The organism is Tahibacter sp., assembly GCF_035481375.1.
Lineage (GTDB): Bacteria > Pseudomonadota > Gammaproteobacteria > Xanthomonadales > Rhodanobacteraceae > Tahibacter.
Genome location: NZ_DATIGT010000026.1, coordinates 25,553 through 42,701, shown reverse-complemented (window position 1 = coordinate 42,701; position 17,149 = coordinate 25,553). Strand labels below are relative to the sequence as shown.

General features: G+C 69.2%; 15 protein-coding genes. 3 read left to right on the top strand and 12 right to left on the bottom strand.

Features of this window, described 5'->3' with window-relative positions:
- The 9 genes from VLF18_RS01755 to VLF18_RS01715 form a co-directional block, all read right to left on the bottom strand.
- Positions 1-579 (bottom strand): hypothetical protein (locus VLF18_RS01755; protein WP_325277894.1); only part of this gene is annotated, 579 nt, incomplete at its 3' end.
- A gap of 176 nt (positions 580-755) precedes the next feature.
- The gene (locus VLF18_RS01750) at positions 756-1,574 is read right to left on the bottom strand and encodes a hypothetical protein (protein WP_325277893.1); all 819 of its coding nucleotides are present in this window, start codon (positions 1,572-1,574) and stop codon (positions 756-758) included.
- 19 nt (positions 1,575-1,593) lie between these two features.
- Positions 1,594-4,644, bottom strand: coding sequence for a serine/threonine protein kinase (locus VLF18_RS01745; RefSeq protein ID WP_325277892.1), 3,051 nt, complete (start codon positions 4,642-4,644; stop codon positions 1,594-1,596).
- 168 nt (positions 4,645-4,812) lie between these two features.
- Positions 4,813-6,117 (bottom strand): sensor histidine kinase, encoded by a 1,305-nt coding sequence (locus VLF18_RS01740; protein WP_325277891.1) that lies wholly within the window; start codon positions 6,115-6,117, stop codon positions 4,813-4,815.
- A gap of 233 nt (positions 6,118-6,350) precedes the next feature.
- The gene (locus VLF18_RS01735) at positions 6,351-7,691 is read right to left on the bottom strand and encodes a sigma-54 dependent transcriptional regulator (RefSeq protein ID WP_325277890.1); all 1,341 of its coding nucleotides are present in this window, start codon (positions 7,689-7,691) and stop codon (positions 6,351-6,353) included.
- Between the two features lie 173 nt (positions 7,692-7,864).
- Positions 7,865-9,094 (bottom strand): ABC transporter permease, encoded by a 1,230-nt coding sequence (locus tag VLF18_RS01730; RefSeq protein WP_325277889.1) that lies wholly within the window; start codon positions 9,092-9,094, stop codon positions 7,865-7,867.
- Positions 9,095-9,118: 24 nt separating this feature from the next.
- Positions 9,119-10,426 (bottom strand): ABC transporter permease, encoded by a 1,308-nt coding sequence (locus VLF18_RS01725; protein ID WP_325277888.1) that lies wholly within the window; start codon positions 10,424-10,426, stop codon positions 9,119-9,121.
- A gap of 10 nt (positions 10,427-10,436) precedes the next feature.
- Entirely contained in the window at positions 10,437-11,162 is a 726-nt protein-coding gene (locus VLF18_RS01720; protein WP_325277887.1) for an ABC transporter ATP-binding protein, read from the bottom strand.
- Between the two features lie 96 nt (positions 11,163-11,258).
- Positions 11,259-12,536, bottom strand: a complete 1,278-nt coding sequence (locus VLF18_RS01715) for an efflux RND transporter periplasmic adaptor subunit (protein WP_325277886.1) — start codon at positions 12,534-12,536, stop codon at positions 11,259-11,261.
- Positions 12,537-12,799: 263 nt separating this feature from the next.
- Between VLF18_RS01715 and VLF18_RS01710 the strand changes: the two genes are divergently transcribed.
- From VLF18_RS01710 to VLF18_RS01700, 3 genes are read left to right on the top strand one after another with little or no spacing between them, the layout of a single operon-like run.
- Positions 12,800-13,381 carry a sigma-70 family RNA polymerase sigma factor gene (locus VLF18_RS01710; protein WP_325277885.1) on the top strand — a complete coding sequence of 194 codons (582 nt, stop codon included), beginning with the start codon at positions 12,800-12,802 and terminating at the stop codon, positions 13,379-13,381.
- Complete coding sequence (locus VLF18_RS01705) at positions 13,351-14,037, top strand: hypothetical protein (RefSeq protein WP_325277884.1); 687 nt, start codon at positions 13,351-13,353, stop codon at positions 14,035-14,037. Before VLF18_RS01710 ends, VLF18_RS01705 begins: the two co-directional genes overlap by 31 nt.
- An 8-nt stretch (positions 14,038-14,045) precedes the next feature.
- Positions 14,046-15,275: a PDZ domain-containing protein gene (locus VLF18_RS01700; RefSeq protein ID WP_325277883.1), complete on the top strand. Its 1,230-nt coding sequence runs from the start codon at positions 14,046-14,048 to the stop codon at positions 15,273-15,275.
- A gap of 125 nt (positions 15,276-15,400) precedes the next feature.
- Here the strand turns inward: VLF18_RS01700 and VLF18_RS01695 are convergent, their stop codons facing one another.
- From VLF18_RS01695 to VLF18_RS01685, 3 genes are all read right to left on the bottom strand, one after another.
- Positions 15,401-15,985, bottom strand: a complete 585-nt coding sequence (locus VLF18_RS01695) for a hypothetical protein (RefSeq protein ID WP_325277882.1) — start codon at positions 15,983-15,985, stop codon at positions 15,401-15,403.
- A gap of 156 nt (positions 15,986-16,141) precedes the next feature.
- Positions 16,142-16,345: a hemin uptake protein HemP gene (gene hemP, locus VLF18_RS01690; protein WP_325277881.1), complete on the bottom strand. Its 204-nt coding sequence runs from the start codon at positions 16,343-16,345 to the stop codon at positions 16,142-16,144.
- A 122-nt stretch (positions 16,346-16,467) separates the two neighbouring features.
- Positions 16,468-17,085: a glycoside hydrolase family 25 protein gene (locus VLF18_RS01685; RefSeq protein WP_325277880.1), complete on the bottom strand. Its 618-nt coding sequence runs from the start codon at positions 17,083-17,085 to the stop codon at positions 16,468-16,470.
- Positions 17,086-17,149: the final 64 nt, after the last annotated feature.

Here is a 17,149-nt window from a genome sequence, read left to right as displayed (position 1 = left end):
CGCGCAGGTACTGCTGACGAAACTGACCTCGGACGGCAGGGTCAGCGTCGTCGCCGGCGCGTTCATGCGGAACCCGCCGTTGTTGTTGAGCAGCATGGTGTAGTCGTAGGTGGCCGTCGGCCGCACCGGTCCCGGCGTGCTCGCCGACAGGCTCAGCGCGATGCGCTCGGCCGTCGGCGCTTCGACCGCAATCACGTCGATCGTCGAGGCGACCGACGGTCCGCCGGTGCTGACGCAGGTGACGACGAAATGGTAGTTGCCGGGCGTCGGCAGGAACAGCGACGCGCCGTGCGGCGTCGCGCAGCTCGAGAAGCTGTTGCAGGCCAGGGGCGGCGTCGAGCCGTTCGAATCGGCCGGCCACTCGTCGAAGCGCACGCCAGCCGGGAACGTGCTGCCGGCATAGGTGCAGGCCTGGGCGGTCGCCGCCCAGCCCAGGTTGATGCGAGTGCCGACCTGCACCGTGCCGGGCGCGTCGCCCTCGAGCCGATCGGTGAATGAAGGCGCGGGATTGCCCGCGATCGCCGCACCGCCGAACCATCCGCAAGCGACCGCGAAGGCCGCCAGTATCCACGCGCGCATAGTGCCTCCCATCACGGATTTTCGCCGGCATCCCCCCCGGGCTTCGTCACGCTAGCGCAGTCGCCGGTGCGTCGCAACGCAACGTCGCGGTTCGGCGCAAGCGAACACGTATGGCCGTGCATCTTCGCCGACGCGCCGTAACGCGGGCGTCAATCCGGGCGTGCCGGCCGGCGCATTCAGCGCGTCGCGTTGTACAGACTGCGAAAACGCGGCGAGAACAGCGCCGGATCGGGCACGAGATTCGGACTCGCCGCGCGCACGGCGCGAATGTCCGCACGCGCCGCGTCGAGTCCGGCCGGCGAGTTGTCGAGCTCGGCCTGGATCTGCCGCGCTGCGGCGCGGATCAGGTAGGCCTGCGCGCGGGAGCGCGCATCGGTATAGCTGTCCGGATTGATCCGCGCGACGTCGGCATAGCGCCCGCCGAGATAGTTGCGGAACGCATCGAGCAGCGGCCCCGGGACGCGTTGCGCGATCGGCGTCTCGGGCGGTTTCGGCGGCGGCTTCGGCGGCTCGGGCTTCGGTTCGGTTTTGGGAGGCTCCGGCTTCGGCGGCTCCGGCTTCGGCGGCGTCGGTTTCGGCGTGTCGCCGCCGTCGGGCGCGGTGGTCTGGCCGCTCTTCGGGTCGGTCTTCGGCGGTTCGGGCTTGGGCTGCTGCGCGACGCGCGTGTCGCAGCTCGCGGCGCTGCGATCCTGTTCGGCCTTGAGGTTCGGCACGCTGCCGATGACCGCCGTGTTCTGCGACGAGCGCCATTGCGCGAGCGCGGTCGCGCAGTCGCCCTGCTTGAACGCGGCGAGCCCCAGATAGAACTGCGGCACATACGGTTCCCAGCGCTGCCCGTACAGGCGCACGCGCGGCGCGGCCGTCGGGTTGTCCTGGACAGCCTCCTGCATGCGCTGTCGCACCGCCGCCCAGTCGCCGTCCTTCGCCGCTTCCAGTCCGCGGCTGTAACTGTCCTTGTAGTCGGCCGCGACCGGTACGGCCGCGATGAGCGCCACGGTCAGGGCGCAGATTCCTTTACCAGCCCGCACGCGAGAAATAGTCCTCTGCCGAGATGGTGGGGAATGCGGCATTGGCCACGGCGCGTCGCTGCGCCTCGACCTTGGCAATGACCGTGACCGGCTTGCTCGCCTGCGGATGGCGGAACGTGATGACGTAGTTGCCGGCCGGCAGCTTCAGCGCGAACGGCGTGCTCGGCTCGTTCGGCAGCGCGACCGTCTTGCGGTTGCCGTCGACGACGGATTCGACCTGCGCCCAGGGCTGCGCGTTGAGCACGAGTTCGCCCTGCAGTGCGGCGAGCCGGTCCTGCTCGACCTGTTCGAGTTTCTGACGCAGCGCCGGCGCGTCGCGCAGCAGCGCCGCGGCGGCCGGTTCGTCAGCGAGCAGCCTGCCGTTCGCGCGCAGGAATCCGGCAAAGGCATCGAAATCGGTGAGGTTCGCGGCGGCGCGCTGCGCCGCGGCCGTGGTTTCGGCGAGCCGCGCGCGCAGCGCGAGCGCATCGGCGTCGCGCGGGTCGGCCGCGAGCAGCGCGGTCAGCGACGCCGCCGCCGTATTCAGCGAGTCCACACGCACCGGCGTCGCGCCGATCGCGTTGGCGACACGCTCGCGCGCGGCCTTCGCCTCGGCGTCGCGCTGCTCGCCCTGGGCCTGCGTCTCGACGCGCGCGAGCAGCGTCTTGAGCGCCCCGTCATTCGGGAACGCCGCCGTGCCGCTGCGCGCGAGCTCGAGCGCGAGCGCGGTCTGCTTCGCCGTCGCGCGCGCCTCGATGCCTTCGGCGACGCGGCGCGGCAGTTCGGCGAGCAACTGGCGCGCCTCGGCATTCTGCGCGTCGAGCTTGAGCACGTTGTCGAGCGCTTCACGCGCGTTGTTGCCCGGCGGCGCGAGGTAGCGCTGCTCGGCGATCGCCTGCTTGGCCTGCGACAGCGCGCGGCCGATGTCGGCCAGGCGCTGTCCGAGGCGCTGTTCGATCTCGTTCTTGAGCGCGGTCGCGTCGGCGCGCGACGGATCGGCGCGCAGCGCGAGCTCGGCACGCTCGAGCGCACGCTGCGGCGCGGCCGCGGAGGACTGGCGTGCCTCGGCGACGAGCGCCGCGGCGAGCTGTCCGGCGAAGGTCTGCACGCGCTTGTCGGCGGCGGCGAGTTCGCGCAGCTGGCCCAGCGTCGCGAGCGCGTTCGCGGCGCTCGGTTCGGCAAGACGGCCGGCCTTGAGTTCGCCTTCGCCGCGCGCGAGCAGATCGACGATCTGCTTTTCGAGCCCCGCGGCACGCTGCGCCTGACCGGCTGACTCGGTCAGCGCGACGAACGGCGCTTCCTTGCCGAGTTCGGGCCGCAGGCCGATCAGCAGCAGACTCGCACGATCGCTGTTGCCCGCGGCGAGCGCTTCGCGCGCCGGCGCGAGCTGGGCCGCGATGAACGCGTCCATGCGCTGCTTGACGCCGGCGTCCTCGGGCGCGAGGTCGCGCGCCTTGACCAGCAGCGCATAGCTGCCGTCAGGTCCGAACGGCTTGCCGGCCTTGTCTGCGGCGGCGGCGCCGGCCAGCAGTTGTTCGATCTGCTTTCTGCGTTCTTCGGCGCCGACGGCCGCGTCGATGCGCTGCTTGAGCGCCGCGAGTCCGGCGTCGTCCTTGCGCACGAACAGCGCCTGGTCGGCACGGTCGCGCGCGAGCGGGAAATCGTTCCTGGCCAGCGCTGCCTCGGCCTCGGCGCGCAGCGACTGCGCGATGCGGTCGAGCAGCGCCTGCGCGGCGTCGTTGTCCGGATCCTTCTGCAGCACTTTCTGCAGCACTTCGTAGGCGTTGTCGCCCGGCGGCGAGACGAACTTGCTGTCGCCGGCCATGCGCTCGGCATCCTTGATCCAGTAGCCGACGAGTGCCTGTTCCTCGGCCGACATGCCCGAACCACCCTGCCAGCGCCAGAGGCCGAAACCGACGACGGCGACGAGCAGGACCGCCGCCGCCGTGATCCAGGGCCACAGCACCGGCCGCCGCGGCGGCGGGCGCGACGGTGGCGGCACCGTGGCTGCGGCCGGCCGCCGTGCGGGCGCCGCTGCCGGCGGCGGCCGGGCCGGCGACGATGCGCCGCCGGTCTTGCGTGCCGCAACGTCCTGCGGACGCGGCAGCGGCGTCGACACGCCGCTCGCGCTGCGCAGGCCGCTGCCGGACGGGTCGCTCGCGGTGAAGCCGAGCTGGCGCAGCTGTTCGGACGAGGTCATGCCCGGCGTGAGCTGCAGCCGCATGAGCAAGGTGTCGCTCTGCACGACGCGCTGCTTCAGCGCGGTGACGAAGTCGTGCAGCGTCGCGAAGCGCTCGTCGCGGTTCTTCGCGAGCATCCGGTCGAGCACCGGCTGGAAGTGCGCGAACTCCGCGTCGAGCGGCGGCGGCGCCTGCGTCAGGTGCGCCATCATCACCGCGATCGGCGTGTCGCCGGTGAACGGCGTACGCCCGGACAGCAGTTCGTAGAACATGATGCCGAGGCTGTAGAGATCCGAGCGGCCGTCGATGTCGCTGCCGCTGATCTGCTCGGGACTCATGTAGTTCGGCGTACCGACGAGCATGCCGGTCTGGGTCAGGCGCGTCGCCGCCTGGTCCTGCTGCCGTGCGATGCCGAAGTCGGTGAGCACCGGCGTCGCCGCGTCGCGGAACATGATGTTCGCGGGCTTGAGGTCGCGATGGATGATGCCCTGGCTGTGCGCGAAATCGAGCGCGCCCGCGATCTGCACGACGACGCTGATCGCCTCGGCCAGCGACAGCCCGGCCTGCATGCGTTCCGACAGCGTGCCGCCTTCGAGGAATTCCATCGCGATGTAGGCGACGTCCTCGGTCGACACGATGTCGTAGACCGCGACGATATTGCGATGCGGCAGCTTCGCCATCGTGCGGCCTTCGAGCAGGAAGCGCTTCTCGAACTGGCGCGCATCGTCGGACGCGGTGTCGTGCGTGCGGCGCATCAGCTTGATCGCGATCTTGCGCTGCAGCGACTCCTGCATCGCCAGCCAGACCGTGGACATGCCTCCCGCGCCGAGCTGGCGCAGGAATTCATATCCAGGGATCTTCACCGGCGTCTGGGGCATGGCGAACGGCTTCCTCCGTCGGCCGGATCATAGCAACAGGTGCCGGGGTCGCGGCGCGGTCGCGCCCCGTCCCGGAGCGGTCGCGCGACCGGCAAGGACTCTGCCCGGCGCCGGACCGCGGCGTCGGGCAGGCCCGCAGTCAACGCCGCGGCGCGCCGCGAGCGAACGTCAGCGCGGCAGGACCAGCGTCACGCTCAAGCCGCCGCCCTCGCGATTGGCCAGGACGATGCGGCCGCCATGCGCCTCGGCGATCTCGCGCGCGAGCGCGAGGCCGAGTCCCGACCCGGAGCGCTTGGTCGAATAGAACGGCAGCAGCGCATTGGCCAGCACGGCCTCGCTCATGCCGGTGCCGCGGTCGGCGACTTCGATGCGCGTCTCGCCGCCGCGCTGGGTGACCGCGACCTCGATCGCCTCGACCGCACCGCCGGCCTCGTGCGCATTCTTCACGAGATTGATGAGCACCTGCTCGATCTGCGCGCGGTCGAACCACCCCGGCTGTTCCGGCGCGGGCGCGACCTCGATGCCCGGAAACTGCCGCGCGATCGCGTCCAGCAGACCGCGCCAGGACACCTCGTCCATGCGCGGCTGCGGCAGCTTCGCGAACTCGGCATAGCCGTGGATGAAGCCGTGCAGGTGGCGCGCGCGGTCCTCGATCGTGTCGAACACGGCGCCGAGCCGCTGCACGTCGCCTTTGCCCGACAGCACGCGGCCGGAGTGGGCCAGCGACGTGATCGGCGCGAGGGAATTGTTCAATTCGTGACTGATCACGCGAATGACCTTTTTCCAGGTCGCCACTTCCTGGCGACTGAGCTCGCGGGTCATGCGCTTGATCAGGTACAGCCGGTGCAGCCGCCCCTGCAGCTTGAAGCTGCGCTCGGAGAAGTGGAAGGTCTCGTCCTCGCCGTCGAGCGAGACCGTGAACAGCGCGTCGCCGCCGTCGGCGACCGCCTGGGCGAACGCCGGCGGCGACTCGGCCACGACCGTCGCGAACGACAGTCCCTGCAGCACGCGGCCGCCGTTGAGCAGCTGGCGCGCGGCAACGTTGGCGTAGACCACATGGCCGTTGGGTTCGGTCAGCACGATTGCGGTCGGCGTGTTCTGCACGACCGTGTCGAGCAGCAGCTCGCGCTGGAACAACCCCTGGCGTTCGTCGCGCAGCACGCGTCCGAGTTCGTTGTGCGCCTGTACGAGTTCGGCCAGCTCGTCGTCCTGGTCGGTCGCGATCGAGAAGCTGAAGTCGCCGTCCTTGAAGCTCGTGACGCTGCCGGCCAGCGCGCGGAACAGCGCGGCGGTGCGCGCGGTCAGCGCCCGCGCGAGCAGCGGCAGCGCGAAGGCGAAGATCAGCGCGACCGACACAAGGCTGAGCCACGGCGTGTCCAGCCACTGCTGCAGCGCGACGGCGAGCGCCGCAGCCGCGAAAGCGACCGCAGCCAGCGCAAAGGTCAGCTTGCCCTGGAGAGAGAAAGAGCGCATCCGGATCCTAGTGCGCACGACGCGCGATGGCCGCGTAGGTTGCTGGTGAGCGCGGCGAACCGCAACACCGGGATCGCGACGCGTCGACGCAGGGGGATCGCAAGCGATCGGCGGAATAACGGCGGCGCGCCCGTGTGTCGACGGGCTTTCGATGGGACTTTTGCGGCGTGGCGACCGCGATGTGGCGGTGCGCCGCGCTTGCCGCAGCCCGCCCTTTTCCGGCGTTTTCCGCTTTATGCCGGCAGCGCGATGCCGAGTTTCTCGAGCCGGCGATACAGCGCCTGGCGCGACAGGCCGAGTTCGGCCGCGGCCTGGCTGATGACGCCGCGCGCGCGCGCGAGCGCCGCTTCGATCGCGGCGCGGTCGGGTTCGTCGGCGCCGCGCACGGGCGCGCGCACGGCGGCGGCGAGGCCGAGGTCGGCCGGCTGCACGATGCCGTCGCGGCAGAGCACGCGCGCGCGCTGGATCGAGTTCTTGAGTTCGCGCACGTTGCCGGGCCAGCCGTGCGCGAGCAGCGCGGCGCGACTCTCGTCGCTGAGCCGCGCGTCGTCGCCGAGAAAATGCTGCGCGAGCGGCAGGATGTCGTCGGGCCGGTCGCGCAGCGGAGGCAGCGCGAGTTCGATGACGTTGAGGCGATAGAACAGGTCTTCGCGGAAGCGGCCTTCGCGGATCATCGCCGGCAGGTCGGCGTTGGTCGCACTGAGCACGCGCACCTTGACCGTGCGCGTCTTGCCCGAGCCCAGGCGTTCGAACTGGCCGGTCTCGAGCACGCGCAGCAACTTGATCTGCCCCGACAGCGGCAGGTTGCCGATCTCGTCGAGGAACAGCGTGCCGCCGTCGGCGAGTTCGAAGCGGCCTTCGCGTGCCTTCGAAGCGCCGGTATAGGCGCCGGCATCGGCGCCGAACAGCTCGGCCTCGATGAGTTCGTTCGGCAGCGCGCCGCAGTTCACGGCGATGAACGGGCCCTGCTTCACAGCCGAATTCGCATGCACGATTTCGGCGATGCGCTCCTTGCCCGCGCCGTTCGGCCCAGTGATGAGCACGGGCAGGTCGGCGCGCGCGACCTGGCAGGCCAGCTCGATCACGCGCTCGGTCGCCGAGTCGGCGAACACGACCTGGCGCAGGTCGAAGCGCGCGCGCAGCGCTTCCTGGCTCTTGCTGCGCGCACGCTTGAGGCGCGTGACCTCGCGCGTCGATTCGGCGAGTTCGAGCAGGTTCTCGACGGTCGCGAGCAGCTTCTGGTCGTCCCAGGGCTTGGCCAGATAATCGGCCGCGCCGGCTTTCACGAGTTCGACCGCGGTTTCGAGCCGCGTCCAGCCGGTCAGCAGGATGACCGGCAGATCCGGATATCGCGAGCGGATCGCGCGGAACAGCGCGATGCCCTCTTCGCCCGAGGTCGTGTCGAGGTGGAAATTCATGTCCGCGATGACGAGGTCGACGGCCTCTCGCTCGAGCAGCGCGAGCCCTTCGTCGGGCGATGCGGCCGAAACGCTGCGGATTTCGTTGAGCGACAGCAGGACTTCGAGCGCCGTGGTCACGGCAGGATTGTCGTCGATGACCAGGACGGTGCGCATGGGCTCTTTCGGGCTGGAGAATTTCAGGTCGCGCATGGGCTGCTTGGATGCAGCCCGACGCGGGTTGGTTGCGCACGATACAGCAAGAAAGTTGAGAGTGAAGAGGAGCGAGAAACGAGCGAAAGCCCGCGGCGGTTACTCGTTTCTCACTCCTCCCCGCTTCTGTACTGCGTTCACACGCTGCGCGTAGCCACCGCCGGCGGCACGCGCGACGCGCGCGTCGCCGGGCCGAACACCGCGGCCTGGCCGAGCAGCAGCAGCACGGCGATGCCGCCGGCGAGGTAGACCAGCGGAAGACGCTGGGCCTCGTAGTTCGTCATCAGCCAGTAGTTCAGGCCGTAGGTCAGCAGGATGCCGAGCGCGAGGCCGAGCGAGGTGATCACGAAGTTCTCGGTCATGAAGTAGCGCAGGATCGAACCGCGCGTCGCGCCGAGCGCCCGTCGCGTACCGATCTGCTTGGTGCGCTGCGTGACCCAGAAGCTCGCCATGCCGACGATGCCGAGTGCGGTGACCGCGAGCAGCGCGATGATGACGCCGACCAGGATGATGGTCATCGCGCGGTGTTCCTGGTAGCCCTCGGCGCGGATGCGCTCGACCGAACGCGGCTCGCGCACGATGCGGCTGTGGTTCGTCTCCGCCATCTTCGCTTCGGCCGCCTTCATGACTTCGTCGCGGCGCCCCGGCTCGGTGCGCACGAGATAGCGGCCGAAGTTGCTGAACGCGATGCGCTGCGGCACGAACGTGGAATAGAACTCCGCGTCGGGGCCTTCGTCGGACGCGAAACCGATCCACGGCACCTGCGTGCGCTCGACGACGCCGATGATCGTCTGCGGCGCGGCTTCGTTGTCGAGATAGGCCTGCTTGCCGAGCGCCGACTCGCCGGGGAACAGCTTGTTGGCGAGCGCACGCGTGACGACCATGACCGGCGGCCAGGTGTTGTCGCCGCGTTCGCGGAACGTGATCTCGTCGGCGGTGAAGAAGCGGCCTTCGGCGAGCTTGGCGCCGAAGGTGTTGAGGCCATGCTCGTCGACGAAGTAGATCGCCGACGGCGCGGTCGAGATCTTCTGCTCGGGCTTGAGGCTGATGCCGGTCGACCAGCCGCCGTTGGACAGCGGCACGGTATTCGTCGGCGTCGCGTCGACGACGCCGGGCAGGCCGCGCAGCATGGCCATGTCTTCCTCGATCGTCGTCTTGACGTTGAATGCGCTGCCGAAGCCGAGGCTGCCGATCGTGAACGTGTCGGCTTCGTTGATGCCGCTGTCGCGGCTCATCAGCTGCAGGCGCTGCGAGATGATGAACAGCGCGTTGCAGACGATCGCGAGCGTCAGTGCGATCTGCAGGCCGATCAGCACCAGGGCCACCTTGCTGCGCATCAGCGCGGAGAGAATAGGACGAAATTCCATGATTTCACCTGTAGCGTAGTGGCGTTATTGCGTCTTCAGCTGCACGGCCGGCGTGATCTGGCAGGCGCGCCACGTCGGGAATAGCCCGGCCAGCACCGCCGCGACGATCGACAGCGCGATGGCCGTCAGTACCATGAACCAGTCCATGCGCGCGACGTTGTTGAGATCGGCATATAGCGAGCGCACCGCCATGAGTCCGAGCCAGGTCAGCAGCAGGCCGATCAGGCCGCCGCTGACGCCGATCACGCCGGCTTCGACGAGGTGCTGCGTGAACAGCTGGCCGCGCGTCGCGCCGAGCGCGCGGCGCAGGCCGATCTCGCTCGACTTGCGCATGAATTTCGCGAGCAGCAGGCCGATCGTGTTGACGAGGCAGACGATCAGGAACGCGAACGACAGGCCGACCTGGATCTGCGCATCGCGCGACACCACGCCCTGCGCCTCGATCCACTCGTTGACGTCGGGCAGGCGGTTGTTGAGCGGACGCGGGAAGCGGCCGAGCTTCTTCTGTTCGTTGACGTAGTTGTCGAGGAAGGCCTTGTACTCGTCCTCGCGCGCCTGCGAATTGAGCTGCACCCAGAACTGGATCCAGACGCAGTCCGACGCGAGGTAGCCGTCCCAGCCGGGTTTCGCGTTGGCCCAGCACGAGTTGTTGCCGCTGGGCTGCGTCTGCAGCTCGATCGCCGTCGTGAACGGCACGTAGTATTCCTCGGCGTCGTTGAACGAGCCGTTCGTGAGGTCGTAGTACTTCACGCGCGGCTGCCATTTGTCGAGCACGCCGACGATCGTGTATTCGATCTCGTTGAGACGCACGCGCTTGCCGGTGCTGTCCTGGCCGCCGAACAGTTTTTCGTTGAGACCGCTCGACAGCACGGTGACGCGCGCGTGTTCCTTGTCCTGCGCGGCGTCCCAGGCCTGGCCGTACTTGAACGGCGGCTCGAACATCGCGAAGAAGTCCTTGTAGGTCGCGCGGCCCAGCGACGAGAACGGCTTGATCTCGGGATTCTCCGGCTGCAGCGGCCAGACGACCTTGTACATCGCAGCCTGCAGGTCGGCCTTGCCGGCTTCCATCAGCGCCTTGGCTTCGAGATAGGTGATCTGGTCGGGCGGCTCGTTCGGCGTGCGGTACGGCTGCTCGGCGCTCCAGTTGTCGAGCTGTACCGCATGGAGCGTGTCGCTCTTCCACGGAATCGGGTCGCTGCCCATCAGATAGAACACGGTCAGGCTGGTCATGCTCGTGCCGATGCCGAGCGCGATGCCGAAGACCATGAGCGCGGTCAGCAGCGGATTGCGCTTGAGGCTGTGCAGACCCAGTTGCAGGTAATAGGCGAACATCGCGCGCTCCTCAGACCGTGGCGACCGCGGCGTCGCTGCCGTGCGCCGGAACGCGCAGCTGCGGCTCGGCCTCGAAGTCGGTGACCTGGCCGTCGATCACGTGGACGTTGCGCTGCGCGCGCGCGGCGAGTTCCGGATCGTGCGTGACCATGATGATGGTCGTGCCCTGGCGGTTGATGTCCTCGAGCAGCTCCATCACGCCGCGCGCCATCAGCGAGTCGAGGTTGCCGGTCGGTTCGTCGGCCAGCAGCAGGCGCGGCGAGCCGGCCAGCGCGCGCGCGATCGCGACGCGCTGCTGCTGGCCGCCGGACAATTCCGCCGGATAGTGCTTCATGCGCGAGGCGAGGCCGACGCGCGACAGCGTTTCCTCGATGCGACGCTTGCGGTCGGCGGCGTTGAAGCCGCGGTAGCGCAGGGGCACGTCGACGTTGTCGAACAGGTTCAGGTCGGGAATCAGGTTGAAGCCCTGGAAGATGAAGCCGATCTTTTCGTTGCGCAGGCGCGAGCGCTGGTCGTCGTTCATGCCGCGCACGTCGACGCCGTCCACCCAGAACTCGCCGCCGCTGAATTCCTCGAGCAGGCCGGCGATGTTGAGGAACGTGGTCTTGCCCGAACCCGACGGGCCGGTGACCGCGACGAACTCGCCTTCGCGCACGTGGATCGAGAAGTCGCGCAGCGCGTGGGTCTCGATCAGGTGCGTGCGATAGACCTTGGAGAGGTGATTCATCTTCAGCATGGGGTACTCCCGGTGGCGGCGGCGAGGAACGGGGCGTTGCGTGGTGTGTGTGGAATTGCCTGCCGGCGCGCCGTGGGCGCCGGCAGGCGGCGGGCGTCAGCGCGCAAGTGCAATGCGCTCGGCACCCTTGAACTCGTCGAGACTGGAAATGATCAGGCGGTCGCCTTCCTTGAGGCCCGAGACGATCTCGACCGCATTGAGGCTGGTCGCGCCGACCTGGATCGTGCGCCGCACGGCCATGCCGTCGGCGCCGACGACATAGGCGACGCGACCGGCGCCCGAGTCGACGAACGGACCGCGCTCGACCATCAGCACGTTCGGGTGTTCGTCGATGAGGATGCGCGTGGACAGCCGCTGGTTCTGGCGCAGACCCGCGGGCTGCTCGCCGGTGAAGCGGATGCGCGCGGTGACCTGGCCGTTGACGACTTCGGGACTGACCGCGGACAGCTCGCCGGTCAGCGTCTGGCCGCCGTTCTGGATCTGCGCGGGCATGCCCATCGCGAGTTCGCGCGCAAAGGTTTCCGGCACCGGCACTTCGACTTCCATGGCCGACAGGTCGACGACGGTCAGGATGCCGGCGTTCGCCGCGACGTTCGCCTTCTGCTGCACGAGCAGCTGGCCGACCTGGCCCGCGACCGGCGAGCGCAGCTTGAGTTCATCGACCTGGCGCTGCAGGTCGGCGACGAGCAGGCGCTGGCGGTCGCGCGTCAGGCGCGCGGTCTTGAGTTCGAAATCGAGGCTTTCGCGTTCGAGCGCGACGTCTTTCCGCGCGTGGGCCAGCGTGATCTCGGCCTTCTGCAGCGCGTCCTTCGCGCGCATGACGTCGAGCTGCGGCAGCGCACCAAGCGTGAATGCCTTCTGCGTGCGCTCCACTTCGCGCGCGGCCGTCTGCCGATCGATGTCGGCCTGGTCGACCGCCTTCTGCGTGATCAGCTGCTGCTTGCGGTTGTCGATGCTCGTGCGCTCGGCGGCGAGTTCGGCGCTCTGCAGCGAGGACTGTTCCTGCTGGAGCCGGTTGGCGAGTTCGGGACTGACGACTTCGGCGAGCACCTGGTCCTTCTCGACCTGATCGCCGGCCTTGACCGCGAGCGTGACGATGCCGCCGTTCGGCGCATAGAGCGTCGGGCTGACGGCGGCGACGACGCGGCCCTGGGCCGAGATGTCGCGCGTCAGGTCGCCGCGCTTCACGTCGGCGAAGCGCAGGCGCTCCACGCTGTACGAAGCGCCGGCGCCGAGCATGCGGGTCATCCCGGGCAGCAGCCAGACGCCGAGCGCGATCACGGCGCCGGCGATCGCCGCGTGCTTCCAGTAGCGCCGCTTCGGCGCCGCGGCGGTGCTCATCACTCGGTCCTGGGCAGAGGTGTCGCGAATCATCGGTCGTGCTCCCGTGAGGCTGTGCGTCCGCATCGTGCGGCGGGTCCTGGACCGACTTTAGCAATGGCCGTGCCAAACAATTAGTTATTGTTTTTCAAGATATTTATCGCGATTCCCCAGCTGTACGCCTGTCCGCGGACAAGGCGACGGACAGGCCGCCGCGCGGACGCACGGCCGCGGCGGACAGAGTGTCCGGCGGTCCCGGCGCTGGCAAATTCGGCGCACGCTGCGACCATTGCCGGGCCAGCCGCATCTGTTAGCCCGTGGACCGATCGAACTTCGCCATCGATGTACCCGACAACGTGCTGCAGCGCGCCCAGCGCGGCGAGCTGCGCGCGTTCGAGCAGATCTACCGCCTGTTCGAGCGGCCGGTCTATTCGCTCGCGCTGCGGCTGCTCAACGACGCCGACGCGGCGCGCGAGATCCTGCACGACGCCATGCTGAAGCTGTTTCAGCGACTCGATCAGTTCCGCGGCGACTCGCCGTTCTGGGGCTGGCTGCGCCAGATCGCACTGAACGAGGCGCTGATGCGGCTGCGCAAGGACAAGCGCATCGAGTTCGACGCGAGCTATGACGAGATCGAGACCGACGCGACGCCGCCCTGGGTGCACGCCGACGGTCTCGTGCTGGAACAGGCGCTCGCCCGGCTGCCGGCACTCACGCGCAGCGTGCTGTGGCTGTACCACGTCGAGGGCTATTCGCATCCGGAGATCGCCGACGCGCTCGGAAAGACCGTCAGCTTCTCCAAATCCCAGGTCGCCCGCGGCACTGCCCGCCTGCGCGGCTTCCTGGACGGCACTACGGAGTCGAAATCATGTCTGACCGTCCAACCGCAACCGACCTGAGCGCCGACGCGCTGACGCGCGCACTGCGCGATCTGCCGTCCGCGACGCCGCCGGCCGACGGCTGGGCGACGCTGGCCGCGAGCCTGCGCTCGCACGGCCTCGTGCGCGAGGACGACGACAGCGACACGCGCCGCGTCGACGCGCATCCGCCGGCACGTCGTGCCGATGCGCGCGATCGCCGCCTGCCGCGGCGGCCGTGGCTCGCCGTCGGTATCGCCGCGGCGCTGGCGCTGGTCGCCGTCGCGCTCGTGCCGGGCAACCGCACGCAATCCGTGACGCCGCCCGGCGTCGCCTCGAACGCCGGCATCACGCCGGAAACCGCGGTCTCCGCCGGAACCGCCGAACTGGCCGAACTCACCGCGCTGCGCGGCGAGTCCGGCCGCATCGAGGAATGGCTGCGCACGCTCAAGGCCGACGAAACCCCGCTCGACGGGCGCAGCCTCATGGCCGCGACCGAGATCGAGGACATGATCGGCCTCGTCGATCTGCAACTGGCCGCCGGCAACGATGCCGGCAGCGACACGCTCGCGCTGTGGCGCGACCGCGTGGAGCTGCTGCGCGATCTCGCCGCGGTCCGCACCACCTACAGCCTGGCTGGCAACGGCGTCGCCGCGAACGGATCGGCGGCGGCGCCCGACAATTGGACCCATTTGTGAGGTATTCCATGAAGTCGCTTTATCCCCTCTTGGCCATCACGCTGATCGGTACGGCGCACGCGGCCGAACCGGCCGCACGGGCCGAACCCGCGGCCGCGGCGACGCCGGCTGCGAAAGCGCGCGCCGTCGTGCATGCCGACGCGCATGCGGATGCCGATGCGAAACCCTATGCCACGCCTGCCGAAGAGGCCGCGGCACGCGAGGAACTCGAAAAGCTGCGCAAGGAAATGCGCGATCTCGGCCGGCGCATGGGCGACATTTCGCTGCGCCTCGGCGAAGGCGGGCCGCGCAAGTTCGCCTGGCGCTATCTCGGCGACAGCGATCGCGCATTGATCGGCGTGGTCATGCGCCCGACCGACAAGGGCGTGCAGATCGCCGCGGTCACGCCGGGCGGTCCGGCCGACAAGGCCGGCGTGCGCCGGGACGACCTGATTCTCGCGATCGACGGCAAGAAGATCGCCCGCAATGAACTCGACGACGCGCGCCGGCAGCTGCAGGACCTCAAGGTCGACCAGCCGGTGAAGCTCGCGCTGTCGCGCGACGGAAAGAACGTCGACGTCACGGTGACTGCAGCGCGGCGCGAAGCGCTGAACTGGCCCAAGGTCATGATCGGCAGCGAGGCGGACTTCGCCGATCTCGGCGTCGATCCGGAACGCATCCGTCGCGAAGTCGAACGCAGCATGGACCCGGAACGCATCCGACGTGAAGTCGAGCGCAGCGTGAGGCACGCGCAGGTGGATATCGACCGCCACGTGCGCGATGCCGGCAACCTGCAGCAGCTGCGCGATCTGCGCATCAACCTGATGCCGTGGTGGGGCATGAACCTCGCGCCGCTGAATCCGGATCTCGCCGGGTATTTCGGCACGTCCGACGGCGTGCTCGTGCTGTCGGCCGATCCGCGCAACATTCCCGAACTCAAGGGCGGCGACGTGCTCACGAGCGTGGGCGGCACGAAGGTCGACTCGCCGTCGGACGTGATGCGCCGCCTGCGCGACGCCGATGCCGGCAGCGACATCAAGCTCGACGTGCTGCGTCAGAAGAAGGCGCTGACGATCAACACCAAGGTGCCGCAGTACAAGACCATGTTCCCGCTGCCTCCGACACCGCCGGCGCCTCCCGCTCCGCCGACCGCTCCGGCGCCGCCGGCCCCGGTCGCACCGGTCGCCGCCGCGGCACCCGTACCGCCGGCGCCGCCCGCACCGCCGCCGCTGCCGCCGCGCGACGACGACGAAAGCTGAGAAGGGACAGCGCGACGCAGTCGCTGCGCCCCGCAACCGCAGGGCGCAGTAACCGAAGGGCATTGCGCCGTGTGTCAGATGGCGTCGCGTCGCGGAGATGGCGCAATGCGCCTCGCTATTGCGCCCTACCGCAGCAACGCCGCATCCAGCCCCGCGCAGATGTCCACAGCGCGCCGGCGCCCGGTCGCGGAAATCTCGGCGATCGCCTCGGCCAGCAGCCACGGACGCCCCGCATCGAGGCCGGGACAGAAGCGCACGACGGCGCCCTGCCACGGATGACCGGCGCGCGACCAGGCCGCATCGCGCAGGCGCTGATGCAGTCCGCGCGGCGGCTCGGCGGTGCCGCAGGGTACACAATGCAGCAATTGCTCCCACGCGAGATAGTCGCTGTCGGGCAGCAGATACAGACGCGCGACTTCGCGGCCGTCGTCGCGATAGAAGCGCAGCGCTTCGCAGATGCCGTCGGGTTCGATGCGGTGGATGCAGTTCCAGCCGGCGATCGCGCCGAGATCGGCGGCGTGCCCCGACGCGGCGCGCCAGAGCCAGAGCACCGGTCCGAGGCAATGCCAGCGACGCGCGAGCGCCGCGAGCGGCGCAGTGGCCGGCAGCGCTATGGCCTGCAGCAGGGTCGCACCGGAAGCGGCGGCGTCGTTGCAGCGTTCAGCCGCACGCGTCTCGCCGGCGGCGCGCCGGAAAGGCAGCTTGTACATGCGAGCCTCGAGAGAGATCCGGCGCCGGCAATGACGAGGCGGCACCGGGCGCGGAGCTGGCTGGCAGGGAGGCCGGGATGGCGGTCGGCCCGAGGCTGGCTGCTCTGACGTGGACAGGGACGCACGCGGCGCGAACGCCGCGTGCCGCAGGACGAATTACTTGGTCAGGATCAACTTGTCGTTGCGCGTGCGGCGCAGACGGTATTCCTGGCCGAGATGTTCGATCACGAGTTCGCGCGATTCGCGCAGCAGCAGGCGCGAATCGACGCGGCGCTGTGCCGGCGCGGGCGTCGCCGCCGGCCGTGTCGCGGACGAAGTGCGGGTGGCCTGAAGCGCAAGAGTGGACGTCACGACCGACATGGCTGGCTCCGATTACCGGGTGGTGGCCAGATGATAATGATTCGCATTTGACTGTCAAGCAGTGCGCGCACTTTTCCAAACGGATACCCCGCCGGCAACCGCCGGACGTTGCGCTGCCGGGCTCAGCCGCCGGCCCACCAGCGCTGCAGCGTCGCGAGGTCGCCGTTGAACATGTCGCGATCGCAGTTGCCGACGCCGGGCACGCTGTGCGGATTCGGGCCGACGCTGCCGTCGGTGTACTGCCACAGCGTCCAGCTCGGCCACAGCGCTGCAATCGCCGGCTGGTTCGCGTACTCGGAGATCCACAGCCAGCAGTTGCCGAGCACCGACGTCGTCGCGCTGCCGAGCAATTGCTTGAGATAACTGCCGCCGTAGACGCCGGGCCAGCGTCCGGTCTGCTGATGCACGGCCTGCACGAAGGCTTCGGCCTGGGCCAGCGTCATCGAAGCGCCCTGCGTGTTCTGCTCGATGTCGAGCGCGAGCAGGTCCCCCGGCGCAGCGTTCGCAGTCGCGAGGAAATGCTGCGCCTGGACCGTCGCATCGCTGCCGTCGCCGAAGTGATAGGCGCCCCAGCGCAGTCCCGCCGCGCGAGCCTGCGCCTGCCGCTGCGCATAGGTCGGATCGACGTAGCCGGCGCCCTGCGTGGCCTTGTGGATCACGCCGGCCACGCCGGCGGCGGCGAGCGCGGAGAAATCCACGCTCGCGTTGTGGTGCGAAAGATCGACGACGGCGTTGATCATGCCAGTTCCCCCTGTGCCGCAACGGCAGTGTTGTGGAACTGTACCGGATGAGACCGCCGGCCGG